25 protein-coding genes are annotated in these 24,933 nt (G+C 72.7%); 16 read left to right on the top strand and 9 right to left on the bottom strand.

Annotated features, from left to right (window positions below; all coding sequences use genetic code 11):
- Positions 1-68 precede the first annotated feature (68 nt).
- The 3 genes from M0M48_RS15715 (at position 69) to lepB (ending at position 4,499) form a co-directional block, all read left to right on the top strand.
- Positions 69-3,167, top strand: a complete 3,099-nt coding sequence (locus M0M48_RS15715; RefSeq protein WP_257751851.1) for a M14 family zinc carboxypeptidase — start codon at positions 69-71, stop codon at positions 3,165-3,167.
- Positions 3,168-3,285: 118 nt separating this feature from the next.
- Positions 3,286-3,789: an RNA polymerase sigma factor gene (locus M0M48_RS15710; protein WP_215817260.1), complete on the top strand. Its 504-nt coding sequence runs from the start codon at positions 3,286-3,288 to the stop codon at positions 3,787-3,789.
- Complete coding sequence (lepB, locus tag M0M48_RS15705) at positions 3,786-4,499, top strand: signal peptidase I (RefSeq protein WP_257751850.1); 714 nt, start codon at positions 3,786-3,788, stop codon at positions 4,497-4,499. The genes M0M48_RS15710 and lepB overlap by 4 nt, the downstream gene beginning before the upstream one ends.
- On the opposite strand, the gene M0M48_RS15700 is transcribed toward lepB, so the two are convergent.
- Complete coding sequence (locus M0M48_RS15700) at positions 4,496-4,960, bottom strand: hypothetical protein (RefSeq protein ID WP_257751849.1); 465 nt, start codon at positions 4,958-4,960, stop codon at positions 4,496-4,498. The two genes, lepB and M0M48_RS15700, sit on opposite strands and share 4 nt — an antisense overlap.
- 39 nt (positions 4,961-4,999) lie before the next feature.
- Positions 5,000-6,346, bottom strand: coding sequence for an FAD-dependent oxidoreductase (locus tag M0M48_RS15695; protein WP_257751848.1), 1,347 nt, complete (start codon positions 6,344-6,346; stop codon positions 5,000-5,002).
- A gap of 148 nt (positions 6,347-6,494) precedes the next feature.
- Here M0M48_RS15695 and M0M48_RS15690 point away from each other — a divergent pair, with 148 nt between their 5' ends.
- On the top strand, positions 6,495-7,967 hold the full coding sequence (locus tag M0M48_RS15690; protein WP_215817256.1) for an AlkA N-terminal domain-containing protein: 1,473 nt from the start codon (positions 6,495-6,497) through the stop codon (positions 7,965-7,967).
- A gap of 8 nt (positions 7,968-7,975) precedes the next feature.
- Positions 7,976-8,464 (top strand): methylated-DNA--[protein]-cysteine S-methyltransferase, encoded by a 489-nt coding sequence (locus M0M48_RS15685; protein WP_257751847.1) that lies wholly within the window; start codon positions 7,976-7,978, stop codon positions 8,462-8,464.
- A 25-nt stretch (positions 8,465-8,489) separates the two neighbouring features.
- Here the strand turns inward: M0M48_RS15685 and M0M48_RS15680 are convergent, their stop codons facing one another.
- The gene (locus tag M0M48_RS15680) at positions 8,490-9,098 is read right to left on the bottom strand and encodes a TetR/AcrR family transcriptional regulator (RefSeq protein WP_257751846.1); all 609 of its coding nucleotides are present in this window, start codon (positions 9,096-9,098) and stop codon (positions 8,490-8,492) included.
- Positions 9,099-9,175: 77 nt separating this feature from the next.
- On the opposite strand from M0M48_RS15680, the gene M0M48_RS15675 reads away from it, so the two are divergent.
- Together M0M48_RS15675 and M0M48_RS15670 are read left to right on the top strand one after the other, a co-directional pair.
- Positions 9,176-9,703, top strand: coding sequence for a nuclear transport factor 2 family protein (locus tag M0M48_RS15675; RefSeq protein WP_257751845.1), 528 nt, complete (start codon positions 9,176-9,178; stop codon positions 9,701-9,703).
- A 1-nt stretch (position 9,704) separates the two neighbouring features.
- Positions 9,705-10,577, top strand: a complete 873-nt coding sequence (locus M0M48_RS15670; protein ID WP_257751844.1) for an alpha/beta fold hydrolase — start codon at positions 9,705-9,707, stop codon at positions 10,575-10,577.
- A 3-nt stretch (positions 10,578-10,580) separates the two neighbouring features.
- Here the strand turns inward: M0M48_RS15670 and M0M48_RS15665 are convergent, their stop codons facing one another.
- Positions 10,581-11,303: an IclR family transcriptional regulator gene (locus tag M0M48_RS15665; protein ID WP_038680330.1), complete on the bottom strand. Its 723-nt coding sequence runs from the start codon at positions 11,301-11,303 to the stop codon at positions 10,581-10,583.
- 100 nt (positions 11,304-11,403) lie between these two features.
- Between M0M48_RS15665 and leuC the strand changes: the two genes are divergently transcribed.
- From leuC to M0M48_RS15645, 4 genes are all read left to right on the top strand, one after another.
- A complete protein-coding gene (gene leuC, locus M0M48_RS15660; protein WP_257751843.1) occupies positions 11,404-12,816 on the top strand; it encodes a 3-isopropylmalate dehydratase large subunit in 1,413 nt (470 codons plus the stop codon).
- Between the two features lie 14 nt (positions 12,817-12,830).
- Positions 12,831-13,424, top strand: coding sequence for a 3-isopropylmalate dehydratase small subunit (gene leuD / locus M0M48_RS15655; RefSeq protein WP_215817250.1), 594 nt, complete (start codon positions 12,831-12,833; stop codon positions 13,422-13,424).
- 63 nt (positions 13,425-13,487) lie between these two features.
- A complete protein-coding gene (locus M0M48_RS15650; protein WP_257751842.1) occupies positions 13,488-15,434 on the top strand; it encodes an LTA synthase family protein in 1,947 nt (648 codons plus the stop codon).
- Between the two features lie 166 nt (positions 15,435-15,600).
- Positions 15,601-16,233 (top strand): HU family DNA-binding protein, encoded by a 633-nt coding sequence (locus tag M0M48_RS15645; protein ID WP_215817248.1) that lies wholly within the window; start codon positions 15,601-15,603, stop codon positions 16,231-16,233.
- Positions 16,234-16,288: 55 nt separating this feature from the next.
- Here M0M48_RS15645 and cofC read toward each other — a convergent pair whose 3' ends face one another.
- Positions 16,289-16,918: a 2-phospho-L-lactate guanylyltransferase gene (gene cofC / locus M0M48_RS15640; RefSeq protein ID WP_257751841.1), complete on the bottom strand. Its 630-nt coding sequence runs from the start codon at positions 16,916-16,918 to the stop codon at positions 16,289-16,291.
- Positions 16,919-16,991: 73 nt separating this feature from the next.
- On the opposite strand from cofC, the gene M0M48_RS15635 reads away from it, so the two are divergent.
- Positions 16,992-17,741, top strand: coding sequence for a lysophospholipid acyltransferase family protein (locus tag M0M48_RS15635; protein WP_257751840.1), 750 nt, complete (start codon positions 16,992-16,994; stop codon positions 17,739-17,741).
- Positions 17,741-18,748: an NAD(P)H-dependent glycerol-3-phosphate dehydrogenase gene (locus tag M0M48_RS15630; RefSeq protein WP_257751839.1), complete on the top strand. Its 1,008-nt coding sequence runs from the start codon at positions 17,741-17,743 to the stop codon at positions 18,746-18,748. The genes M0M48_RS15635 and M0M48_RS15630 overlap by 1 nt, the downstream gene beginning before the upstream one ends.
- Positions 18,749-18,764: 16 nt before the next feature.
- On the opposite strand, the gene M0M48_RS15625 is transcribed toward M0M48_RS15630, so the two are convergent.
- The gene (locus tag M0M48_RS15625; RefSeq protein ID WP_215817244.1) at positions 18,765-19,844 is read right to left on the bottom strand and encodes a trans-sulfuration enzyme family protein; all 1,080 of its coding nucleotides are present in this window, start codon (positions 19,842-19,844) and stop codon (positions 18,765-18,767) included.
- A 24-nt stretch (positions 19,845-19,868) separates the two neighbouring features.
- Between M0M48_RS15625 and M0M48_RS15620 the strand changes: the two genes are divergently transcribed.
- Positions 19,869-20,993: a D-alanine--D-alanine ligase family protein gene (locus M0M48_RS15620; protein ID WP_215817243.1), complete on the top strand. Its 1,125-nt coding sequence runs from the start codon at positions 19,869-19,871 to the stop codon at positions 20,991-20,993.
- Between the two features lie 7 nt (positions 20,994-21,000).
- Here the strand turns inward: M0M48_RS15620 and M0M48_RS15615 are convergent, their stop codons facing one another.
- Positions 21,001-21,510 (bottom strand): DUF3515 domain-containing protein, encoded by a 510-nt coding sequence (locus tag M0M48_RS15615; protein ID WP_257751838.1) that lies wholly within the window; start codon positions 21,508-21,510, stop codon positions 21,001-21,003.
- A 2-nt stretch (positions 21,511-21,512) separates the two neighbouring features.
- Complete coding sequence (locus M0M48_RS15610; RefSeq protein WP_038680310.1) at positions 21,513-21,749, bottom strand: Lrp/AsnC family transcriptional regulator; 237 nt, start codon at positions 21,747-21,749, stop codon at positions 21,513-21,515.
- A gap of 90 nt (positions 21,750-21,839) precedes the next feature.
- On the opposite strand from M0M48_RS15610, the gene M0M48_RS15605 reads away from it, so the two are divergent.
- On the top strand, positions 21,840-22,811 hold the full coding sequence (locus tag M0M48_RS15605; protein WP_308220321.1) for a thiamine-phosphate kinase: 972 nt from the start codon (positions 21,840-21,842) through the stop codon (positions 22,809-22,811).
- 86 nt (positions 22,812-22,897) lie between these two features.
- On the opposite strand, the gene rpmB is transcribed toward M0M48_RS15605, so the two are convergent.
- Complete coding sequence (gene rpmB / locus M0M48_RS15600; RefSeq protein ID WP_038680308.1) at positions 22,898-23,083, bottom strand: 50S ribosomal protein L28; 186 nt, start codon at positions 23,081-23,083, stop codon at positions 22,898-22,900.
- Between the two features lie 146 nt (positions 23,084-23,229).
- On the opposite strand from rpmB, the gene M0M48_RS15595 reads away from it, so the two are divergent.
- A complete protein-coding gene (locus tag M0M48_RS15595) occupies positions 23,230-24,927 on the top strand; it encodes a DAK2 domain-containing protein (RefSeq protein ID WP_257751837.1) in 1,698 nt (565 codons plus the stop codon).
- Positions 24,928-24,933 lie beyond the last annotated feature (6 nt).

The raw sequence follows: 24,933 nt of genomic DNA, 5'->3' as shown, positions 1-24,933 counted from the left end.
GCCTTTTGTGATCCCCCTCACATTCGCGAGGCGCAACCCCCCCCGTCCCCCACCCCGAGGGTTTCATCGTGACTTCATCAGCACATCTGAGAAAAAGGCGCTGGGCGGCCTCTGCTGCCGGACTGGCGCTGTTCGGGCTCGTCGTCGGCGTCCTGCCGAGCGAGTCCACCGCGGCGCCCGCGCCGCGCAGCCAGGCGGCTCCCGACGACCCGGTGCTCGACCGGAGCGCCGACGAGACGCCGCAGGTCGTCGAGATCGTCGTCCCGGGCACCGCCGAGCTCGACCGCCTCGTCGCGACCGGCGTCGACCTCGACCACGGCGTCCACCAGGAGGAGGACGGCCTGGCGGTCAACGCCGTCGTCACGCCCGGCGAGGTCAAGCAGCTCAAGGCGCTCGGCTTCAAGGTCGGCCCGACGCTGCTGACCGCCGCGGACACCGAGGCCGTGGTCGCCGAGCGCGACGCCACGATCGAGGAGCACCAGCAGAGCGCCGACCAGCTCGACGCCGAGGCGACCGACCCGGACACGAGCGACGTCAAGATCCTGCGCGCCGACTACTTCACGTCGTTCGGTACGCCGACGCTCGCCGTCGAGGCCCAGGTCGCCAACGGCGCGCTGGTCCCGACGCTCACCGTCGAGCGGGACAGCGGCCCCGGCACGGAGTTCGGCAGCGGCGGCACCCAGACGATCCCGCCGTTCATCGACGCGGGCGTGTACATGTACCACACCGGTGCGAGCTCGGCCGGCCTCACGACGCGGCCCGACCGGGTCCGGATCACCAGCCCCAGCGGCGATGTGGCGATCTTCAAGGTCCGCGACTGGCTGCCGACCAACCCCGGTGAGGCCGACCCGTTCAAGGGCCCGGGCTACCAGGAGGACTACATCCAGTCCTACCTCGACCCGACCCAGCTCTACGACCGGATCAAGCAGCTCGCCGAGACCTACCCGAACCTCGCCGAGATCGTCGAGCTGCCGTACAAGACCAACGGCTACCGGCGCGTCGCCCAGGCGATGGTCGGCCCGACGGCGAACAACGCGACGGCGATGTCCCAGCGCGTCGGTCTCGACTCGCTGGCCTGGGGTCACGAGGGCGGCAACGACATCACGATCACGGTCGTCGACCCGGGGGCACCCACGTCAGCGGCCTCGGTCGCCGTCACGGGCAAGGCGATCACGCTGAGCCTGGCCACCGACCCCGCCGGTGCACCGACCACCACGGCCGCCCAGGCGGTGGCCATGATCAACGCCAGCCCGGCCGCCGGAGCCCTGGTGAAGGCCTACACCTACCGGGGCAACACGGGTTCCGGAGTGATCGCGCCGGTCGCCACGACCGCGCTGAGCGACGGGCTCAACGCGCCGGCGTCGATCTCCCACGACCCCCAGCAGGTCTATGCCATCAAGATCGGCAAGGTGCGCGACGGCTCGAAGCCCGGTGTCTTCTACTACGCCCAGGAGCACGCCCGGGAGTGGGTGCCGCCGCTGGTGACGATCGAGACCGCCGAGCGCCTGCTCCGCAACTACGCCACCCACGAGGGCACGCGCGACCTGGTCGACAACCTGGAGATCTGGATCCTCCCGTCGGTCAACCCCGACGGTGGCCACTACTCGTTCTACGACTTCAACAGCCAGCGCAAGAACATGACCCGCTACTGCGGTCTCGACACCACCGGCGACTTCGCCTCCCGCAACTCGTGGGGCGTCGACGTCAACCGCAACTACGACACCTACAGCGCGTTCGACGGCTACAGCGGCGCGTCCACCACGAGCTGCACCAGCGGTACGTCGGCGGGCCCGGCCGAGATGTCCGAGCCCGAGGCGCGCAACGTCGACTGGGTCGCGGCGCACCCGAACATGACGTTCTCGATGAACGTGCACAGCTCCGGCAACTACTTCATGTGGTCGCCGGCGTCGTACAAGACGGCCGGGCGCGAGACCGCGCCCGTCCCGACCCTCGAGGAGGAAGGCCTGTTCTGGGGCGCCTCCTCGCGGATCCTGACCGCCATCAAGCGGCACCGTGGCCTGAGCGTCACGCCTGCGAAGACGGGGCAGGTCGTCGACGTGCTCTACTCGGCGGCCGGGAACTCCGGCGACATGCTCTGGTACAAGTACGGCATCTACGCCTGGGACTTCGAGGTCGGCACGACGTTCCAGCCCGCCTTCGAGAACGCCGATCCCAAGGGCGCCTCCGCCCACGCGGAGAGCCAGGAGTTCGCCAACGGCCTCATCGAGATGGCCCGGGTCGCGCTCGACCACGAGCGCGACGAGGTGCCGCCGGTCTCCTCGGTCGCGGTGACCGCGGCGCCGTCCGCACCGGGCAAGGTCAACGTCCAGTTCGAGACCAACGAGCCGGCCGCGATCTTCTACACGCTCGACGGCACCGTCCCGAACCTCTCCTCGGAGCGGTACGACGCCGACGGCCTCCGCAACACCCTCGGCGCCCGCCTCAAGGTCGACGCCGGTGCGGAGGTCCGCTGGATCACCGTCGACAGCCGCGGCAACGTCGAGCGGCACTTCGTCCCGGGCAAGGAGGGCAACTACCGCTCGTGGAAGGCCGAGGTCGGCTACGAGGAGCCGCTCGCGTCCAGTGCGACGTCCCTCACCCTCAGCCCGGCGACCACCAAGGTCGGTGCGACGGGGGTCAAGGCCCAGGTCGAGGTCACCGCGACCGGAGCCGGCGACCAGCCGGTGCCCTCGGGCGTGGTCACCCTCCGCGACGGAGCCACCGTCGTCGGCTCGGGTGAGATCGACGAGAACGGGGTCGCCTCGATCCCGGTGACCGCCTTCGCCAAGGCCGGCAACAAGGTGCTCACCGCCGAGTACGGCGGCGACGCCGCCTTCGCCCCGAGCGTCTCGTCGAGCGCCGTGCTCAAGGTGGCCAAGGCCGCCTCGACGCTCACCGCGGAGATCAAGACCGCCAAGGTGACGCCGAAGAAGCGGGCCAAGCTCAAGGTCGTCGTCGCGGCGCCCGGTGCCAAGATCTCCGGCACCGTCCTGGTCCGCGTGGACGGCCGTCTGGTCGCCTCGCGTGCCGTCGCCGCCAACGGCAAGGTGACGCTCTTCCTGCCCAAGCTCCGCAAGGGCAAGCACACGGTGCAGGTGACCTACCTGGGCAGCGCCCACCTGGCGCGGGCGGTCGCCACCACCAAGGTCAAGGTGGTCCGCCGCTGATCCTGGTGCTGCAGCACGGGCGGCCGACGCCACCGCGACCAGGACCTACGGGTCCGGGTCGGGGTGGACGTCGGCCGCTCCGTGCAACGATTCCGTCGCGGCTCTCGTCTACCTGGGTGTGAGAGACCAGGACGAGGCCGCGTTCACGGCGTTCGTGGCCGCCGCGGGCGACCGGCTCCTCCGGTTCGCCCGGCTCCTGGTGCTCGACCACGGCGAGGCCGAGGACGCCTTGCAGGAGGCGCTGACCCGGCTCGCCCGGCACTGGCACCGGACCGAGACGCCGGAGGCCTACACGCGCACGATCCTGGTCAACCTCGCCCGGGACCGCGGTCGCCGCCGCCACCTCGTGCCCACCCCGGCCGAGGAGGTCGAGCCCGAGCGTCGGGCCACCGTCGCGGACCCGGCCGACGCCGTCGCGGCCCGCCGCCGGCTCGACGCCCTGCTCGCGAGCCTGCCGCCCAAGCAGCGCGCGACGGTCGTGCTGCGCGTGGTGGAGGACCTCAGCGAGGCGGAGACCGCGCGGATCATGGGCTGCGCTGCCGGCACGGTCCGCAGCAACCTCTCGCGCGCCCTCGGCAGCCTGCGCGGCCGCCTCGACGACTCCCTGGAGGCGATGTCATGACGACGCCGGTCGAGACCGAGCTCCGCACGCTGGCCGCCGCCGCGGGCGGCGACATCAGCGCACCGGCGGGCCTGGCCGCCCGGGCCGTGCGCGGCGCGCGCCGCACCCGCCGGCGCCGTACGGTGATCGCGGCGGGTGTGGTCGTCGTCGGCCTCGGCGTCTCGTGGGGCGCCGGGCGGATCGGCGCGGGGCCCTACTACGACGAGCGCCAACCGAGCCACGCGATGGACCCGGCGGTCGCGATGGGGGAGTCGGTGACCTTCGACCGCGACCTCACCGCTGCGCCCGGCGATGTCGTGCGGATCTCGGTCCCGGAGGTGCCGGTCCCGCTGCTGACCCGGGTGATCGCGGTGGGTGGCGCGACGGTGAGCTGTCCGGCACGCCCCGACGGGACGTGCGCGGGGGTGCTCGTCGACGGGCGCCCGAGCGCCGACGCCTACCTGGCGGGGCTGCCCACGGAACCGTTCGCGGCGGTCGTCGTACCGGAGGGGGAGGTGTTCGTGCTCGGCGACAACCGCTCGCGGGCGATGGACTCGCGGATCCTCGGGCCGGTCGCGGCGAGCGGCATCGAGGGCGTCGCGGTCGGTGTGCGCCGCGACGACGGGTACGCCGCGATCCCCGGCGCACCGCGGCACGCGCTGCCCGGTGACGACGACCCGGTCGATCCGGTCGGGCCGGTGCCGCCGGCCGGGGTGGCTCCCGCGGACTAGTCCTTCGGGGCCTTCGGGTCCTTCGCGCGCGCCGCCGCGCTCTGCTTCGCCGCCCGCGTCCGTGGCGCCGTCGGCTCGGTCCCCACGACCGCGAAGATCGGCGCGGTGACCTTCTCCAGCGCCGCGACCGCCTCGGCGTGCCGCTCGGCGAGCGAGGCGACCACGCCCGCGAGCTCGGCCTGCGCCTCGGCGAGGGTGTGGACGGTGTCGGCGAGCTCGCGCTGGCGGACGATGAAGTCCTGGAGCGGCTGGGCGGTGGCGCCGGCGAGGCCGGTGATGCCGGTGGCCATGCCGGCGACCGCGCCCGCGAGGTCGCCGACCTGCTTCGCGAGCTCGTCGGGTTGGGTGACGCCGGTGACCGCGGTGTCGCGCACGGTCCGCAGGACGTCGCTCGTGAGCTTGAGCGCGGCCTGCTGGGACTTGAGCAGCAGGTCGATCGGGTTCAGGGGAGCATCCGCCATCCCGTCAGGGTGGCAGAACCGGCGGCCGGGCGGGAGACCTCAGCGACGAGCGTGGCGCAGCATGTCCTCGCGCGGGACGACCTTGATCCGCTCGGCGTCGCGGCCGGATGCGGCGCCGAGGGCGGCCTCGTGAGCGTCGAGGAGCTGCCAGCCGTCCCAGGTGACGACCTCGGCGCCGCGGGCGGCGAGGTGCTGGACGACGGCGCTGCGGGCGGGCATCTCCGGGCGGGGGATGCCGTCCACGTCGGCGAGGAGGCTGGTGATCGTCTCGGCGGCGTCGGACTTCGTGTGCCCGATCAGGCCGATCGGGCCGCGCTTGATCCAGCCGGTGACGTAGGTGCCGGGCATCGCGACGCCGTCGAGGCCGAGGACCCGCCCCGCGTCGTGCGGTACGACGCCCGCGGCGTGGTCGAAGGGCACGTCGGGCAGGTGCGTGGAGAGGTAGCCGACGGCGCGGTAGACCGCCTGCACGGGGGTGTCGGTGTAGTCGGCGGTGGTGCGCGCGGTGCCGTCGCCCTGCAGCTCGGTGCGCGCGGTGCGCAGGCCCTCGACGCGGTCGGCGCCGATGACGCGGACCGGCGCCTGGCACAGGTGCAGGTGGATCCGGTGGTCGGCGCCGGTGGGCTCGGTCTCGAGGTAGCGCAGCAGCGTGTCGACGACGAGGCGGGTGCCCTTGTTGCCGCTGATCGCCTGCTGGCCGGCCTCGTCGATCTCGAAGCCCTCGGGGTGCACGATCACGTCGACGTCGGGGGAGTGGGACAGCTCGCGCAGCTCCATGGGGGAGAACTTGATCTGCGCCGGGCCGCGGCGGGCGAAGACGTGGACGTCGCGGGCGCGGTTGGCACGCAGGCCGTCGTACACATTGGCGGCGATCTCGGTGGTGAGCTGCTCGTCGGCGGGCTTGGCGAGCATCCGGGCGACGTCGAGCGCGACATTGCCGGCGCCGATGACGGCGACCGACTCGGCGTCGAGCGGCCAGGTGCGCGGGACGTCGGGGTGGCCGGCGTACCAGGAGACGAAGTCGGCCGCGCCGTGCGAGCCCGGCAGGTCGATGCCGGGGATGTCGAGCGGCCGGTCCGCGACCGCGCCGGTCGCGAAGATCACCGCGTCGTAGAACCGGCGCAGGTCGTCGAGCTTGAGGTCGGTGCCGTAGTCGACGTTGCCGAGGAAGCGGATCTCGTCGCGGCTCAGCACGCGGTGCAGGGCCTTGATGATCTCCTTGATGCGCGGGTGGTCGGGCGCGACGCCGTACCGGACCAGGCCGTACGGCGCGGGCAGCCGCTCGATGATGTCGACGGTCGCGCCGGGGTGGTCGCGGGTGAGGATGTCGGCCGCGTAGATGCCGGCCGGCCCGGCGCCGACGACGGCGACCCGGAGCTCGCGCATGGAGTGCCTCCTGAGGCGGAGAAATAAGGTAAGGCAAACCTAACTACTTCGCGAGAGGGAGGCCAGCCCGGAAGACTGTGATCCCGGTCTCGACCGTCATGTCCGATTTCCGCGAGAGAGTGTCGGTGGACCCCGGCAGGATGGAGCCATGACGACCGCCGAGAGCCTCGACTTCGAGCGCTGCTACACGGCCGTGCAGTCGCGGGACCGCCGCTTCGACGGGGTGTTCTACACGGCGGTCCGGACGACGGGCATCTACTGCCGCCCGTCCTGCCCGGCTCGCACCCCGGCCTCGCGCAACGTCTCGTTCCACCGCACGGCCGCCGCCGCGCAGTCCGCCGGCTACCGCGCGTGCAAGCGCTGCCTGCCCGACGCGACGCCCGGCAGCCCGGAGTGGAACCTCGCCGCGACCGTCGCCGGGCGTGCGATGCGGCTCATCGCCGACGGCGTCGTCGACCGCGAGGGCGTCGAGGGGCTCGCGACTCGGCTCGGCTACACCTCGCGCCACCTCGGACGGCTGCTCACGACCGAGCTCGGCGCCGGTCCGCTGGCGCTCGCGCGCACCCAGCGCGCCCAGACGGCACGGGCACTCGTCGAGAGCACGACGCTCAGCCTCGCCGACGTCGCGTTCGCGGCGGGCTTCTCCAGCGTGCGCCAGTTCAACGACACCATGCTCGAGGTGTACGCCGCCACGCCCAGCGAGCTGCGCGGGCGCAAGGCGCCGGTGCCCGGCCCGGTCCCCGGCGCGATCGACCTGCGCATCGCGGTCCGCACGCCGTTCCGCGGCAGCGCGCTGCTGCGCTTCCTCGCCGACCGCGCGGTCCCCGGCGTCGAGGTCGCCGAGGTCGGTGCCGACGGCGGCGGCTGGTACGCCCGCACGCTCGACCTCCCGCACGGACCGGGGGTCGCGCGCGTTGACCTCGCGGACCTCGACGCGGTCGGGTCGTCGTACGTGCCGCTGCGACTGGTGCTCGACGACCTGCGCGACACCGCGGCCGCCCTGGCCCGGATGCGGGCGATGCTCGACGCGGACGCCGACCCGGTCGCCGTCGACGAGCACCTGTCCGCCGATCCGCTGCTGCGTCCGCTCGTCGCCGCGCGTCCTGGCCTGCGGGTGCCCGGGCACGTCGACGGTGCCGAGATCGCCGTCCGCGCGGTGCTCGGCCAGCAGGTCACCGTGGTGGCCGCCCGGACGGCGGCGGCCCGGCTCGTCGCGGCGCACGGCCGTCCGGTCACGACGAGCGTGGCGGGGCTGACCCACCTGTTCCCCGACGCGGCCACCGTCGCGGCGCTCGATCCCGAGGACTTCCGGATGCCGCGGGCCCGCGGCCGGGCGCTGATCGGGCTCTCCGCGGCGATCGCGGCCGGCGACCTGGTGCTCGACCGCGGGCCCGACCGGGGCGACGTACGCCGGGACCTGGTGGCGCTGCCCGGCATCGGTCCCTGGACGGCCGACTACATCGCGCTGCGCGCGCTCGGCCACCCCGACGTGTGGCTGCCGACCGACGTCGGCGTCCGCAACGCGCTGGCCCGCCACGACGGAGCCGTCGTCGACCCCGAGGCGTGGGCGCCGTGGCGCTCCTACGCCCTCCTGCACCTGTGGACCTCGTTGGAAGGATGAGCCCCGCCATGTGGACCGTCATCGAATCGCCCATCGGACCGCTGCGCCTGGTCGAGCAGGACGGCGCGATCACCGCCATCGAGTTCTCGCCCTTCCGCGACGGCGCCCGCCCCCTCGGCGTCGAGGGCGCGGACCACCCGGTGCTCGTCGCGGCGGCGCAGCAGCTCGCCGAGTACTTCGCCGGCGAGCGCACCGAGTTCGACCTGCCGCTGGCGCCCGCCGGCAGTGCCTGGCAGCGCTCGGTGTGGGCCCAGCTGCTGGGCATCGGCTACGGCGAGACCGCGTCGTACGGCGACATCGCGGCGCGGCTCGGCAAGACCAACGCCGCCTCGCGCGCGGTCGGCACGGCCAACGGCGCGAACCCGATCCCGATCGTCATCCCGTGCCACCGGGTGATCGGGGCCGACGGGACGCTGACCGGCTACGCCGGCGGGCTCGACCGCAAGCAGCTGCTGCTCGACCTCGAGACGGAGCCGCTGCAGGACGCCCTCTTCTAGCTCTTCTGGCTCCGGGGCGGACGCCCTAGCGGGCGAGGAGTCCCTGCTCGACGATGTCCGTCGCGACGTCGAGTAGGTCGCGCAGCTCGTCGGGTCCGTGCTGGAGGGCGTCGGGGCGCCAGGCCAGCCCGATGATGCCGTTCCAGGCCGCCCACAGCGCGGTCGCGGTCAGCTCGGGGTCGACCGGCCGGAGCTCGCCGGCCGCGATGCCGTGGGTGATCGCCGTGACCAGGCGCTGGTTCTGCTCGCGGACCCGGCGGGCGAGCTCGTCGGCGGTCCGTCGTCCGGCCGGGTAGCGGCCGGGCTCCGGGGGAGCGGCCAGCATCCGGAAGTGCTCGGGGTGGGCCAGCGCGAACGCGAGGTACTCGTGCGCCGCGCCGCGGATCTGGTCCACCGGGCGCTCGCCGTCGACGTAGGCGCGGTCCATGTGGGCCCGGTCGACGTCGAGGGCCTGCTCGACGACGGCCGCGTGGAGCCCGGCCTTGGAGCCGAAGTGGTTGTAGACCGAGCCGACCGCGACGCCGGCCTCGGCCGCGATCTCGTCGAGCGTCACGTCGTCGAGGCGCCGGTCGAGGAAGAGCCGCTCGGCGGCGGCGAGCAGCGCCTCGCGGGTGCGGCGGGTCCGGGGATCCATCTTGCAAGCATTGCAAAAAGTTGGCCGAAGGACTACTTTCCGAGTTCTTGTAACCGTTGCAAAAGGAGCTCCCGACCATGACGACCTCTCCGAGCCGGACCCCCGCACCGCCCCGGACCGTGCTGCCCGACGGCGCGGCCGCCTTCATCGCCGAGGCGGAGCGGCTGACCAACGCCTACGACGCCGCGGGCGCCGCGCGGGTCTACGCCGCCGACGCCAGCCTCGAGCTGGTGACCGACGGTGCGGTCGCGTGGCACCACGGGCGCGACGCGGTCGAGCGCGCGTGGCAGGTGGTGCTCGGCGCCGGGCGCGGCCGCGGTCTTCGGGTGACGAAGTCGCTCGTCGCGGTCTCGCCCACCACGGTGGTCAACCGGTGGGAGGGCACCTTCACCGGCGGGGGTGCGTGCCGCGGCATCGAGTCGTGGACGTTCGGTGACGAGGGGCTCGTCGTGGAGCACCGGGCCGAGACGTTCCTCGTCGTACGGCCGGCGGAGTCGTGGCGGGCGCGGATCCGCGCGCTCGTCCTGGCGCCCCGGGTGGCGCTGGCGTTCGTCCGGGCCGAGCGCCGGGCCGGGCGGGCCGGTCGCGACGGCGGAGCGCGCTGACGTGGCGGTCTCGGAGGCGCTCGGCGCCGAGCGGGTCGTCGTCCTCCCGCAGGGGCCGATCGCCCTTCGCGAGCGAGGAGAGGGAGTGCCGGTCGTGTTCGTCCACGGCGGCCTCGCCAATGCGGACCTGTGGCGGCACGTGGTGCCGCTGCTCGCCGAGCACGGCCGCTACCGGTTGATCAGCCCGGACTGGCCGCTGGGATCGCACCGGCATCCGCTGGGGCCGCAGGCGGACGTCACGCCGCCCGGGATCGTCGTCCTCATCAAGGAGCTCCTCGACGCGCTCGGCCTCGACCGGGTGGTGATCGTCGCGAACGACGCGGGCGGCGCGATCAGCCAGATGTTCGCGGCGGCGTACCCGGAGCGGATCGACCGGCTGGTGCTCACCTCGTGCGACCAGTACCTGCAGTTCCCGCCGCGCTGGCTCAAGCCGCTGCGCTGGGCCGCGGCGCTTCCGGGCGCGGGGGACCGGATCGCGCGGGCCTTCCGCCGGCCGCTGGTGCACCGGCCCTTCTTCTGGTCGGTGGCCCGGACGCCGCTGCCCCCGGAGATCCTCGACTCCTACCTGCAGCCGATGCTCTCCGACGCCGAGGTGCGCAGCGAGCTCGTCCGGTTCTTCCGCGGGACCCGGCCGCGGCACACCCTGCGCGCGGCGCGCGCCCTGCGCGGCTTCGCCCGGCCGGTGCTGGTGATCTGGGGCGGCTCGGACCCGTGGTTCTCGCGGCGCGGTGGCCGGCGCCTGGCCGCGAGCATGGCCGATGCGCGCTTCGAGGTCATCGCGCGGGCGCGGACGTTCGTCCCCGAGGACGCGCCGGCCGAGCTCGCCGCGCGGGTGGCGGCGTTCCTGGAGGCCGGGCGCGACGCCGTGCGCTGAGTGCTACTCCGCCGCCGCGCGGCGCAGCGACTCCGAGAGCCGCTCGGCCGCGGCGAGCACCGCAGGTGCGTGCATCCGGCCGGGCTGGCGCGAGAGCCGCTCCAGCGGACCCGACACCGACACGGCGGCGATGACCTTGCCGCCGGGGGAGCGGACGGGGGCCGACACCGAGGCGACGCCCTGCTCGCGCTCGCCGACCGACTGCGCCCAGCCGCGGCGGCGGATGGCGGAGAGCTCGGCGGCGGAGAAGGCGGAGTTCTGCAGGCCGCGGTGGATGCGCTCCGGGTCGTCCCAGGCGAGCAGCACCTGGGCGGCGGAGCCGGCACGCATGGTGAGCTGGGAGCCGACCGGGATGGTGTCGCGCAGGCCGGAGGGGCGCTCGGCGGCGGCCACGCAGACGCGGTGGTCGCCCTGGCGCCGCCAGAGCTGGGCGGACTCGCCGGTGATGTCGCGCAGCCGCGCCAGCACCGGGCCGGCGGTCGCGAGCAGGCGGTCCTCGCCGGCGGCGGCGGACAGCTCGGCCAGGCGCGGGCCGAGCACGAAGCGGCCCTGCATGTCGCGGGCCACGAGACGGTGGTGCTCGAGCGCGACGGCGAGCCGGTGCGCCGTCGGGCGGGCCAGGCCCGTGCCGGCCACGAGGCCTGCCAGGGTGGCCGGGCCGGACTCCAGTGCGGTGAGCACCAGGGCCGCCTTGTCGAGTACGCCGACGCCGCTCGAGTTGTCCATATGGCAATACTGCCGTCTCGGGATCTGGGATGCAAGAGTAGGCTCGATCACGGTCGGCGGCAGTGGTGCCGTCGGCGACCCGAACGAGGAGGAGCGAGTCATGGGCAAGACCCTGGCGGAGAAGGTGTGGGACGAGCACGTCGTCCGTTCGACCCCGGGGGAGCCGGACCTCCTCTACATCGATCTCCACCTCATCCACGAGGTCACCAGCCCGCAGGCCTTCGACGGACTGCGCCTCGCTGGTCGCAAGGTACGCCGTCCCGACCTGACCCTCGCCACCGAGGACCACAACGTCCCCACGCTCGACTGGGACCAGCCGATCGCCGACCCGGTGAGCAAGACCCAGGTCGACACGCTGCGCAAGAACGCCGAGGAGTTCGGCGTCCGGCTGCACCCGCTCGGTGACATCGAGCAGGGCATCGTCCACGTCGTCGGCCCGCAGCTGGGCCTGACCCAGCCTGGCATGACGATCGTGTGCGGCGACTCGCACACCAGCACCCACGGTGCATTCGGCTCGATCGCCTTCGGCATCGGCACCTCGGAGGTCGAGCACGTGCTCGCCACCCAGACGCTGCCGCAGGCCAAGCCGAAGACCATGGCCGTCACCGTCAACGGCACGCTGCCCGAGGGCGTCACCGCCAAGGACCTGATCCTCTACCTGATCGCGCAGACCGGCACCGGCGGCGGCCAGGGCTACATCGTGGAGTACCGCGGCCAGGCCATCGAGGAGCTCTCGATGGAGGGCCGGATGACGGTCTGCAACATGTCCATCGAGTGGGGCGCCAAGGCGGGCATGATCGCGCCCGACCAGGTCACCTTCGACTACATCGAGGGCAAGCCGGAGGCCCCCCGGGGCGCCGACTGGGACGCCGCCGTCGCCCACTGGAAGACGCTGGTCACCGACGCCGACGCCACCTTCGACCGCGAGCTCGTCATCGAGGCCGCCGACGTGACGCCGTTCGTCACCTGGGGCACCAACCCGGGCCAGGGCGTCCCGCTGGGCGCCAACGTCCCGAGCCCCGACGACTACACCGACCCGACCGACAAGATCGCGACCGAGAAGGCCCTGGAGTACATGGGCCTGACCGCCGGTACGCCGATGCGCGAGGTCAAGGTCGACACGGTCTTCGTCGGCTCCTGCACCAACGGCCGGATCGAGGACCTGCGCCTCGCCGCCGACATCATCAAGGGCCACCACGTCGCCGAGGGCACCCGCCTGCTCGTCGTCCCCGGCTCGGTGCGCGTGCGCCTCCAGGCCATCGAGGAGGGCCTGGACAAGGTCTTCATCGAGGCCGGCGCCGAGTGGCGCGGCGCGGGCTGCTCGATGTGCCTGGGCATGAACCCCGACACGCTCGCTCCCCAGGAGCGCAGCGCCTCGACGTCCAACCGCAACTTCGAGGGCCGCCAGGGCAAGGGCGGTCGTACCCACCTGGTGTCGGTGCCCGTCGCGGCCGCGACGGCCGTGCGCGGCACCCTGTCCTCGCCCGCCGACCTCGTGCCGGCCACGGTCTGAAAGGGAGTCTGACCATGGAGAAGTTCACCACCCACACCGGCGTCGGCGTCCCGCTGCGACGCAGCAACGTCGACACCGACCAGATCATCCCGGCGGTCTACCTCAAGCGCGTCACGCGCACCGGCTTCGAGGACGGCCTGTTCGCCGCCTGGCGCAACGACCCGGAGTTCGTGCTCAACAAGGACGCCTACGCCGCGGGCTCGGTCCTCGTCGCCGGCCCCGACTTCGGCACCGGCTCCTCGCGCGAGCACGCCGTCTGGGCCCTGCAGAACTACGGCTTCAAGGTCGTCCTCTCCGCCCGCTTCGCCGACATCTTCCGCGGCAACTCCGGCAAGGCCGGCCTGGTCGCGGGTCAGCTCGACGAGGCCGACGTGGAGCGGATCTGGGCCTACCTGGAGGCCGACCCGGGCGCCGAGATCACCGTCGACCTCGAGGCCCGCACGGTCAAGGCCGGCGACATCGAGGTCACCTTCCAGATCGACGACTACACCCGCTGGCGCCTGCTCGAGGGCCTCGACGACATCGGCATCACGCTCGGTCACGCCGACGACATCGCGGCGTACGAGGCGGGCCGGCCCACGTTCAAGCCGGTCACCCAGCACGCGTGATCTGCGTCCCCTAGGGACGAATCCCGATGAAGGGACATGGGATGGACAGATACTGTTCATCTCGTGTCCCTTCTCGTTCGTGCGGACCGCGCGGACGAGGAGCCCCCTGAGGACACGGCCGATGCACCCGACGTCCCCGCTCCACCGCGCGAGGTGCTCCGGCGCGGCTTCCTCGGGAGCCTCCTCGCCGCGGTGGTCGCCTCGGTCCTCCTCCAGGCCTCGACGCTGGGCCTGTTCAGCATCCGCTGGCTGGGCGACCAGCTGATCTTCGGCGTCGGCTTCTACGTCGACACCCTCGTGATCTGGCTGTTCCTCGGCCTGCTGTGGGCCGTGCTCGGCCGGCTGTGGTGGGCGATCGGCGTGGTGTTCGCGATCGTGCTCGCGGTCGGCGTCGCGACCCTCGTCAAGATCCAGTACCGCGAGGAGCCGGTCTACCCGAGCGACGTCGACTTCCTGCGGGAGCCGGGCTTCCTGACCTCGATGGTGTCGCCGGCGCTGCTGGTGCTGGCCGTCGCCGCGATCGCCGGCGTGGTCGTCGGCGGCGTGCTCCTGGGGCGCCGGATGGCGCGGCGCTACCCGCGGCCGCGGCTGCGCGACCTGCCCCGGCCCCATGCGTGGGTGCTCGCCGGAAGCCGTGTCCTGGTGGGGGTCGTGGCGCTCCTGCTGCTCGCGCAGGCCGGTCAGTTCAACCAGCCGGGCAACCTGTGGCGCGGCATGTACGAGGCGCGCGGCGAGCACTGGCGCTACTGGAACCAGAAGACGAACTACCGCTCCAACGGCTTCATCGGCGGCTTCCTCTTCAACATGCCGGTCGACGCGATGGCCGAGCCCGACGACTACGACGACGCGCGGATGGACGAGATCGCCGATCGCTACGAGCGGTTGGCCGCACGCACCAACGCCGGACGTACCGGCTCCCTCGACGACACCAACGTCGTGATCGTGCTGAGCGAGTCGTTCACCGATCCCACCGAGCTCGAGGGCTTCGACCTCGAGCGCGACCCCATCCCGCGCACCCGGGCGCGGATGGCGGGCACGACGTCGGGCCACATGCTCTCCCAGATGTACGGCGGCGGCACGGCCAACATGGAGTTCGAGACCCTGACCGGCCAGTCCCTGGGGCTGTTCCGGCCGCAGATGCTCTCGCCGTACCAGATGCTCGTGCCCGAGCACGCCGACTATCCCTCGGCCGTGGGCTGGTTCCGGGCCCAGGGACACGACGCCATCGCCGTTCACCCCTACCGGGTGGGGATGTACAAGCGCGAGCAGGTCTACGAGCGCTTCGGCTTCCAGTCGTTCATCCACGACTCGACGATCCGCGAGACCGACACGATCGACGACAACCCCTACATCTCGGACCATTCGGCGTTCGACGAGGTGCTCGCGCAGATCGACGAGCACGATCGTCCGCTGATGGTGAACCTCGTCACGATGCAGAACCACATTCCCGTCGACGGCAATTACGACGATCCGATCGGGGTCTCGGGCAGCGACGACGACAAGATCGGCCAGTACGCACGGGGTCTCGAGCACACCGACGAAGCACTCGACGAGTTCCTCGACACGTTGGAGAAGAAGCGCGAGAAGACCATCGTGCTCTTCTACGGCGACCACCTGCCCGGCATCTACGACTCCGACATCAAGCACCAGAACACCGGGATCTCGCTCTACCGCACGCCTTTCTTCATCTGGAGCAGCGAGCCCGGGCACAACCGCGCACGCACGATCCCGACCACGAGCCCGGCGTTCTTCCTGCCCCTGCTGTACGACGTCGCGGACGCACCGGTGCCGCCGTACCTCGCGATGCTCGGCAAGCTCCACGAACGCGTCAGCGCACTGCAGCAAGGACGCATGCTGGACCCGTCCGGAGAGCGGATCGAGGAGTCCGACCTGGACGCGAAAACCGCTCAACTGCTGGCCGATCTGCGTCTCGTGCAGTTCGACTTCTCGATCGGCGGCCGGCGCGCGCTGGACCGCCTCTGGCCCGGCGCAGTGGCCCAAAAGCCCTGAAAAGGCCGAAATACCCCAGAAATCGCGAAAAAACACGCAAGAACATCGGCGTGGTGATTGTGAGTGTGCGTGCTAGTGCCTAGCGTTCCCATGAAAGGACGGCTGGGCGTGGGCTCAGCCGCATCATCCAGGGACGCGCAGGCGGTGCGTTTCGGAAGGACAGGTAGTGAACAAGTCTCAGTTGATCGACACGCTGGCTGACCGGTTCGAGGGCAGCCGCAAGGACGCGGCCCACGCTCTCGACGCGGTCCTCGACACCATCACGCGCCAGGTCGCCAAGGGCGAGAAGGTCGCCATCACGGGCTTCGGCTCCTTCGAGAAGGCCGTTCGCAACGCCCGTTGGGTCCGCAACCCCCAGACGGGCGAGCGGGTCAAGACCAAGAAGAAGTCGGTTCCGAAGTTCAGCGCCGGCGCCGACCTGAAGAACGTCGTCTCCGGCGCGAAGAAGCTTCCGGCCCTGCCGAAGCCCGCCAAGAAGGCTGCCGCCCCCGCGAAGAAGGCCGCCGCCTCCGTCGCCAAGAAGGCTGCTGCTCCGGCGAAGAAGGCTGCGACCGCCGCCAAGAAGGCCGCCCCGGCCAAGAAGGCTCCGGCCAAGAAGGCTCCTGCCGCGAAGAAGGCGGCTCCGGCCAAGAAGGCGCCCGCGAAGAAGGCTCCCGCCGCGAAGAAGGCGGCTCCGGCCAAGAAGGCGCCCGCGAAGAAGGCTCCCGCTGCCAAGAAGGCCGCTCCGGCCAAGAAGGCTCCGGCCAAGAAGGCCCCCGCCAAGAAGGCTCCGGCCAAGAAGGCCGCGAAGAAGGCCTGACGCCTCCTCCGTCCTCACGAACGGGCCGCACTCCCTCGGGAGTGCGGCCCGTTCGTCATGGTGCGACGACCTTCTGCGAGGCCGCGCCGAGACCGATCGCGATGGCGTCGGCGAGACCGTCGGCGTCGTCGACGTCGCGCCGCAGGGTGCGGAGCTCGCCCGGCGCGGGCCGTGCTCCGGCGCTCGTGTGGGCGCTTGCCGAGTCGACGCCGAAGCGCGGGTCGAAGTCGTCGTACCGCGCGGTGTAGAGGGTGGTCCCGGTCTCGTCGGCATCGCGCACGAAGCAGGGGGCGCCGGCCTGGGCGCCGGCGAACGCCAGTGCCGAGGCCAGATCGGCGGGACGCAGCGCCGGCAGGTCCGCGCACAGGGCGACGGGCTGGAGGTCCGGCCGCGCCCGCCGTACGACGTCCGCGCCGTGGCGCAGCGCCGCGTTGAGGCCGCCGCCGGGATCCGCGCACGCCTCGGCCCCCCGGGCCGCCAGCGAGGACGCGAAGGCGGCGTCGTCGCTGACCACCAGGACCCCGGCGACACCGTCGGTGGCGAGGCAGGCATCGACCACGTCCGTGGCGAACGCCGCCGCCAACCGCGCGCGCTCGTCGGGGTCGAGCGAGGTCAGGCGGGACTTGCCGGTGCCGGGTGACTTCACCGGCAGCAGCACGGCGAAGCCGCCGGAACGCGTGAACACCCTGGAATCCTCCCAGGCAAACAATGCCGTGCCCTCAAGTGGTCGGCGTCACTGACGGGTAACCTGCATCCTCGTGACGGTTCGGAAGTTGCAGGAGAAGCGGGGCTGGGCCTTCAACATCGCGGTGCCCATCCTCAAGCCCACCCTTCTCGCGACGACCCGGCGTGAGTGGATCGGCGGCGAGAACATCCCCGAGACGGGTGGGTTCATCATCGCGCTCAACCACATCTCCCACGCGGACCCGCTGACGGCCGCGCACCTCGTCTACGACCACGGCTACAAGCCCCGCTACCTCGCGAAGTCGGGGCTCTTCGACAACAAGGTGCTGGGCTACTTCCTGCGCGGTGCCGGGCAGATCCCCGTCAAGCGCGAGACCAAGGACGCCGTGGGCGCCTACGCGGCCGCGGTGGACGCCGTACGGGCGGGGGAGTGCGTGGTCATCTACCCGGAGGCGACGATCACCCGCGACCCCGACATGTGGCCGATGAAGGGCAAGTCCGGTGCCGCGCGGATCGCGCTGGAGACGGGCTGCCCGGTCATCCCCGTGGGTCAGTGGGGAGCGCAGGAGATCCTGGCGCCGTACACGAAGCGGCCGCACCTGGTGCCCCGGCACAAGGTCACCATGCGGGTCGGCCCGCCGGTCGACCTCGCGGACCTGCGCGCCCAGGAGCCGCGCACCTCCGCGATCGTCAACCAGGCCACCGACCGCATCATGGACGCCATCACCCACCAGCTCGAGCTGGTCCGGGGCGAGACCGCGCCGGCGGAGCGCTACGACATGGCCGTGCGCGGCGACCGTTTCAAGAAGAAGAAGGCGAACTGATGGGTGGCAACAAGGTCGCGGTGCTCGGCGCCGGCTCGTGGGGCACGGCGTTCTCGATCGTCCTCGCCGACGCCGGCAACGACGTCTCGGTGTGGGCCCGCCGCGAGGAGGTCGCCGCGGCGATCAACGAGCAGCACGAGAACGTCGACTACCTGCCGGGCATCGAGCTCCCGCGCACCATCACCTCGACCCACGACCCCGAGCAGGCGCTCGCGGGCGCGGACGTCGTCGTCCTGGCCGTTCCGTCGCAGTCCCTGCGCGAGAACCTGCCGACCTTCCTGCCGTACATCCACCACGACGCCGTCCTCGTCTCGCTGATGAAGGGCGTCGAGCTCGGCTCCCTCAAGCGCATGTCCGAGGTCGTCGCCGAGGTCGGCGACATCAGCCCGAACCGGATCGCCGTCGTCAGCGGCCCCAACCTCGCCCGCGAGATCGCCCGCCGCGAGCCCGCCGCCTCGGTCGTCGCGTGCGCCGACGAGGACGTCGCCAACCTCCTCCAGGCCCGCGTCCACTCGCCCGCCTTCCGCCCGTACACGAGCGTCGACGTCCTCGGCTGCGAGTTCGGCGGCGCCTACAAGAACGTCGTCGCCCTCTGCGTCGGCATGGCCGTCGGCCTCGGCTTCGGCGACAACACCACCGCCTCGCTCATCACCCGCGGCCTCGCCGAGACCGCCCGCCTCGCGATGAACCAGGGCGCCAACCCCCTCACCCTGATGGGCCTGGCCGGCCTCGGCGACCTCGTCGCCACCTGCTCCTCGCCGCTCTCGCGCAACCGCACCTTCGGCGAGAAGCTCGGCCAGGGCATGAGCGTCGAGCAGATCTACGCCTCCACCCGCCAGGTCGCCGAGGGCGCCAAGTCCTGCTCGTCCCTGCGCGCGCTCGCCGCCGCGACCGGCGTCGAGACGCCCATCGTGGACGCCGTCGACGAGGTCGTCCTCGGGCGGCTGACCACGGCGCAGCTGATGGATGCGTTCATCAGCCGCGACACCAAGGCCGAGCTGAGCTGAGCGCGGCGGGAACGCTCTAGGCGTCGATCCGGTCGAGCGCCTGCTTGAGGTCGTCCCACAGGTCGTCGACGTCCTCGATGCCGACCGAGAGCCGGACCAGCCCCTCGGGGATCGTCGCGGCCTCCAGCTTCCAGCGCCGGCGCCGCTCGAACGTCGACTCCACGCCGCCCAGCGACGTCGCGTGCACCCACAGCGACGTGGCGCGGACCAGGAAGTCGCCCGCGTCGGCGCCGCCCTCGAGGACCGGCGCGACGATGGCGCCGAAGCCCGGGTAGCGGACCTCCGCGACCGAGGGGTGCTCGGCGAGGCGGCGGGCGAGCTCGGCGGCGTTGGCGCAGGCGCGCTCCAGGCGGACGTGGAGGGTGCGCAGGCCGCGCAGGGCCAGCCAGGTCTCGAAGGGGCCCGGGGTGGAGCCGGCGAGGCTGCGGCGGGCCTTGAGCGCGTCGTGCACCTCGTCGTCGGCGACCACCAGGGCCCCCATCAGTACGTCGCTGTGGCCGGCGATGTACTTGGTGGCCGAGTGCAGCACGATGTCCGCGCCGTCGGAGAGCGGCTGCTGGAGCAGGGGAGTGGCGAAGGTGTTGTCGACGACCACGCGGATGCCCAGCTCGCGCGCGGCCGCGGCCAGGGCCGGGATGTCGGCGATCTCGAGCGCCGGGTTGGTCGGGGACTCCAGCCACAGGAAGGCGCAGTCCTCGTCGTCGTGCATCGCCTGGACGACGGCGGCCGTGTCGGTGATGTCGACGAGGTTCGCGCGGAGCCGGCCGCGGGCCTCGGCGTCGGCGAGCGCGGCGACCGTGCCGTTGTAGGCGTGCCGGGGCGCGATCACGCTGCTGCCCTGGCCGACCAGGTCGAGCAGGGTGGTGACCGCGGCCATGCCGGAGGCGAAGGCCAGTGCCCGGCCGCCCTCCAGCGCGCCGAGGGCGTCCTCGAAGGCCGTCCAGGTGGGGTTGCCGAAGCGGCCGTACTCCAGCTCGCCCGTCGCGACGTACGTCGATGTCATCGTGATCGGCACGTTCAGCGGCTCGTCGGGTTCGTGCGGGGGACGTCCGGCGGTCACGGCGAGAGTGGCAGGGCGCAACGTGGGGCCGGTCATGCCCCAAAGGTAGGGTCTTCCGCGATGAACGCTCCCACTGGCCGCCGTATCCGCGTCGCTGTCGTCTTCGGCGGCCGCTCCAGCGAGCACGCCATCTCGTGCGTGACCGCGGGGAGCGTGCTCCAGGCCATCGACCGCGACAAGTACGACGTCGTACCCGTCGGCATCGCGACCGACGGCCGCTGGGTGCTCGAGGCCGACGACCCCCAGCGCCACCGGATCACCGGTCCGGGGCAGCTCCCGTCCGTCGACGGCGACCGCGCCCCCGTCGCGCTCGCCCCGACCGACGACGGCACCGGTCTCGTCGTCAGCGAGCCCGCCGAGACCCCCCGTGCGCTGGGCGAGGTTGACGTCGTGTTCCCGCTCCTGCACGGCCCCTGGGGCGAGGACGGCACCATCCAGGGCCTGTTCGAGATGTCCGACGTCCGCTACGTCGGCTCCGGCGTCCTCGCCTCGGCCGTCAGCATGGACAAGGCGTTCATGAAGGTCGTCCTCAAGGACGCCGGCCTGCCCGTCATGCCGAGCGAGACCGTCACCGCCCGCGAGTGGAAGGCCGACCCCCAGGCCGTCCGCGAGCGCGTCGCCGAGCTCGGCTACCCGCTCTTCGTCAAGCCCGCCCGCGGCGGCTCCAGCATCGGCATCGCCAAGGCCCACACCCCCGACGAGATCGACGCAGCCCTCGAGGGCGCGCTCGCCCACGACCCCAAGGTCCTCGTCGAGGTCTCCGCCGAGGGCGCGCGCGAGGTCGAGTGCGGCGTCCTGGAGGCCCTCGACGGCGGCGTCGACACCAGCCTGCCCGCCGAGATCCGGATCACCGGCGAGCACGAGTTCTACGACTTCGAGGCCAAGTACCTCCCCGAGGAGCACACCGAGCTCGACGTCCCGGCGATCCTGCCCGACGGCGTCCAGGAGCGCATGCGCGCCATGGCCGCCCGCGCCTTCACCGCGGTCGGTTGCGAGGGCCTGGCCCGCGTCGACTTCTTCCTCATGCCCGACGGTTCGCTCGTCGTCAACGAGCTCAACACCATGCCGGGCTTCACACCGCTGTCGATGTTCCCGCAGATGTGGGCCGCGACGGGGCTCGACTACGGCGCCCTGGTCGACCGGCTGCTGACGCTCGCGCTGCAGCGCGAGACCGGGCTGCGCTAGCAGCCGCTCAGCCGCCGTCGTCGCAGGGCTCGACCAGCTCGAGGTGCTCGCTCACCAGCGGCGCCAGCACCGACATCGCCGCCGCCACCGCCCCCGGCCGGTACGACGCGGGGATGGCCACCTCGATCCGCGGCCGGTAGCCCGCGGCATAGAGGGTGAGGTCGGCCTCCTGGTCGGTGTACTGCTCGTCGGGGATGTAGTAGCCGACCCCGTCGGCCTGCTCGCACGACGAGGTCAGGTCGAAGCCCTTCGGCTTGCCGACCCCGCAGGTGACCACGATCGCCGGGTCGCCGTACGCGCGGGCGGGGGCGTCGGACGGGTCGATCTCGACGCGGTCCTGCTCGGCGAAGGTCGGGGGCAGGTCGTCGAGGAAGGCGTCGCAGGTGGTCTGGTCGGCCGCCGAGAGCTTCGGTACGTCGACCTCGACCGGGCCGCCGCAGGCGACCAGGGCGAGGGAGACGGGCAGGGCGAGGAGAGCCGGGAGCGGCGTGAGCCGCCGGCGGCGGGGGTGGGGCACCGTCAGATGTGGACGACGGGGCAGGTGAGGGTCCGGGTGATGCCCTCGAGGTTCTGGACCTTGGAGACGACCAGCTTGCCGAGCTCGTCGACGTTGCGGGCCTCGGCGCGCACGATCACGTCGTAGGGGCCGGTGACGTCCTCGGCGAGCGTGACGCCGCTGATCTGACCGACCTCGCGTGCTACCTCCGCGGCCTTGCCGACGTCGGTCTGGATGAGGATGTAGGCCTGAACCACCATGGGTCTGCTCCCGTCGACGTGATTGCCGGAACGATTCAACCTACCTTGCCCGGGCGCGGGAGGAGAACTCGCGCGTGATGGGATGGAGCCATGGCTGAGGCGATCGACCCTGACGCGACGGTGGCGGATCTCGGGGAGTTCGGGCTCATCGGCCGGATCGGCGAGATCGTCGCCGCGGGCGCGCCGGGTCAGGACGTACTCGTCGGGCCCGGGGACGACGCCGCGGTGCTGCGCGTGCGCAAGGGGCACGTGGTGGTCTCCACCGACGTGATGGTCGAGGGCCGGCACTTCCGGCGCGACTGGGCCGAGGCGCTCGACGTCGGGCACCGGGCCGCCGCGCAGAACCTGTCCGACATCAACGCGATGGGCGGGCGGGCGCAGTGGCTGACGGTCGGACTGGCCACGCCCGCCGACCTGCCGGCGCAGTGGGCGCTCGACTTCACCCGCGGCTTCGCCGAGGAGTGCGCCGCCGTCGGTGCCGGGCTCGTCGGCGGGGACATCAGCCGCGCCGACCAGCTGATGATCTCGGTGACCGTCCTCGGCGCGTGCACCGTCTCGCCCGTGCTGCGCTCCGGCGCCGCGGCGGGCGACGTCCTCGCGCTCTGCGGGCGCCAGGGCTGGGCCGCCGGCGGGCTCGCGGTGCTGGGCCGGGGCTTCCGGTCACCCCGGGTGCTGGTCGAGGCCTACCGCCGCCCCGAGCCGCCGTACGACGCCGGGCCGGTCGCCGCCGAGGCGGGCGCGACCGCGATGATCGACATCTCCGACGGCCTGCTCGCCGAGGCCCGGCACCTGGCCGAGGGCTCGGGCGTGACGATCGACGTCGAGACCGCCGCCTTCGAGGTCCCCGAGCCGCTCGTCGCGGTGGGTCAGGCGCTCGGCGCGGACCCGATGCAGTTCATCCTGGGCGGGGGCGAGGACCACTCGCTGCTCGCCACCTTCCCGGCCGGCACCGCGCTGCCCGAGGGCTGGACCCGGATCGGCACGGTCGGCGCCCGCGGGGACCTGCCGGTCACCGTCGACGGCGGGGCGTACGACGGCCCCACCGGCTGGACCCACTTCTGACCGTCCGGCGCGCGCGCCGAAAACGCCGAAGGCCGCCACCCGCGAGGGTGGCGGCCTTCGAACGAGGACTCAGCGAGTCGCGAAGGTCAGCGGGTGACCTTGCCGGCCTTGATGCAGCCGGTGCAGACGTTGAGGCGCTTCGGGGTGCCGTTGACCACCGCGCGCACGCGCTGGATGTTCGGGTCGAAGCGGCGCTTGGTGATCTTGCGCGACCACGGCCGGTTGTTGCCGAACGTCGGCTTCTTGTCGCAGATGTCGCACACGGCGGCCATGGTTGTCACTCCTGAGAGATTGCTCGTACTAAGTCGTGTCGCGCCCGTGCGCAGCAGGCGCTTCGGGCAACCGGAAGAGAATAGCCGACCGCGACGTGTCGGCCGAAATCGGCGAAGCCCGCGGGCCCTGCCCTAAGGTGACCTCGATGGATGAGGGGACGGCGCGCGAGGGGAGCCGGGAGACCGGCCCGGGGCGGAGCGGGATCGCACTGGCGTCCGTGGTCCGCTTCGTCGACATCGCGGTCGACGCGCTCGCCGAGGCGCGCGAGGAGGTCGACGCGCTCAACGTCTACCCCGTGCCCGACGGCGACACCGGCACCAACATGTACCTCACCGTCGTCGCCGCGCGCGACGCCATCCGGGCCGCGCTGGACGAGGACGCCGAGCCGCTGCCCGCGCTCGCCCGTGGCGCCCTGCTGGGCGCGCGCGGCAACTCCGGGGTGATCCTCAGCGAGATGCTCGGCGCCGCGGCCCGCCGGATCGCCGGGGCCACGCCCGAGGAGCGCAACGCGACCGTGATGGCCGAGGCGCTGCGCGAGGCGTCCGTCGCGAGCTATGCCGCGGTGGGGGAGCCCGTCGAGGGCACCATGCTCACCGTCCTGCGTGCGGCCGCCGACGCCGGTACGGCGGCCGCGGCCCTGCCCGGCGCCCGCAGCGCCGACGTCCTCACCGAGGCGGCCGCCGCCGCCCGCGAGGCGCTCGGCCACACCCCCGAGCAGCTCGACGTCCTCGCCCAGGCGGGGGTCGTCGACGCCGGCGGACGCGGGGTCTCGGTGATCCTCGACGCCGCCGAGACCGTGCTGACCGGGCGCCGCCCGATCCCGGTCACCGCGCCGCTCGGCAGCCACGTCATCCCGGTGCCGCACCTGGAGCCGGCCGCCGACGAGCTCAGCGCCGACGGCCCGGCGTACGAGGTGATGTACCTCCTCGACGCCGCCGACGACGCCGCTCCGGGTCTGCGCAGCCGCCTCGGCGAGCTGGGCGACTCGGTCGTGGTGGTCGGCCGCGAGGGCCTGTGGAACGTCCACGTGCACACCGACGACGTCGGCGCCGCGATCGAGGCCGGTCTCGGCATCGGCCGCCCGCACCGGATCCGGGTCACCCACTTCGCCGAGCAGATCGCGGCCAAGGCCGCGGCCGCCGAGGCGCCCGCTCCCGCGCTGCCCACGCTGACCGGACGCCGCGTCGTCGCGGTCGCGGCCGGGCCCGGGCTGGCCGAGCTGTTCGAGGAGGCCGGCGCGGTCGCCGTCCGCGGCGGCCCCGGCCGGCGGCCCTCGACCGGAGAGCTGCTCGCGGCGATCACGGCCTGCGGGGCCAAGGAGGTCGTCATCCTCCCCAACGACGAGCCGAGCGTGCGTGCCGCGCTGGCGGCCGCGTCGACCGCCGAGGCCGACCACGGCACCCGGGGGCTGCGGGTCGCGGTGATCCCGACCCACACCCAGGTGCAGGGCCTGGCCGCGGTCGCGGTGCACGAGCCGGGACGCACGTTCGACCAGGACGTCACCGAGATGACCGCGACCGCCCGCCACGTGCGCCACGGCGCGGTCACGATCGCGGCCCGCCAGGCGATGACGATGGCCGGCCCGTGCGAGCCCGGCGACGCGCTCGGCGTCATCGCGGGCGACTTCGCGGTGGTCGGCGAGGAGCTCGGCGGGGTCGCGCTCGTCGTCCTCGACCGGCTGCTGGCCGCGGGCGGCGAGCTGGTCACGTTGGTGAGCGGCGAGGACGCCGGTGACCTGGCCGACCGGGCGACCGCCTGGGTGGAGGAGTTCCACCCCCATGTCGACGTCGTGGTGTACGACGGTGGGCAGGAGCGGTACCCGCTCCTCATGTCCGTCGAATGAGGTTCT

The sequence above is a fragment of the Pimelobacter simplex genome, from assembly GCF_024662235.1.
In the GTDB taxonomy this organism is placed as follows: Bacteria; Actinomycetota; Actinomycetes; order Propionibacteriales; family Nocardioidaceae; genus Nocardioides.
The sequence above is the reverse complement of the archived record's forward strand: the minus strand, read 5'-3'. Positions and strand labels throughout refer to the sequence as shown.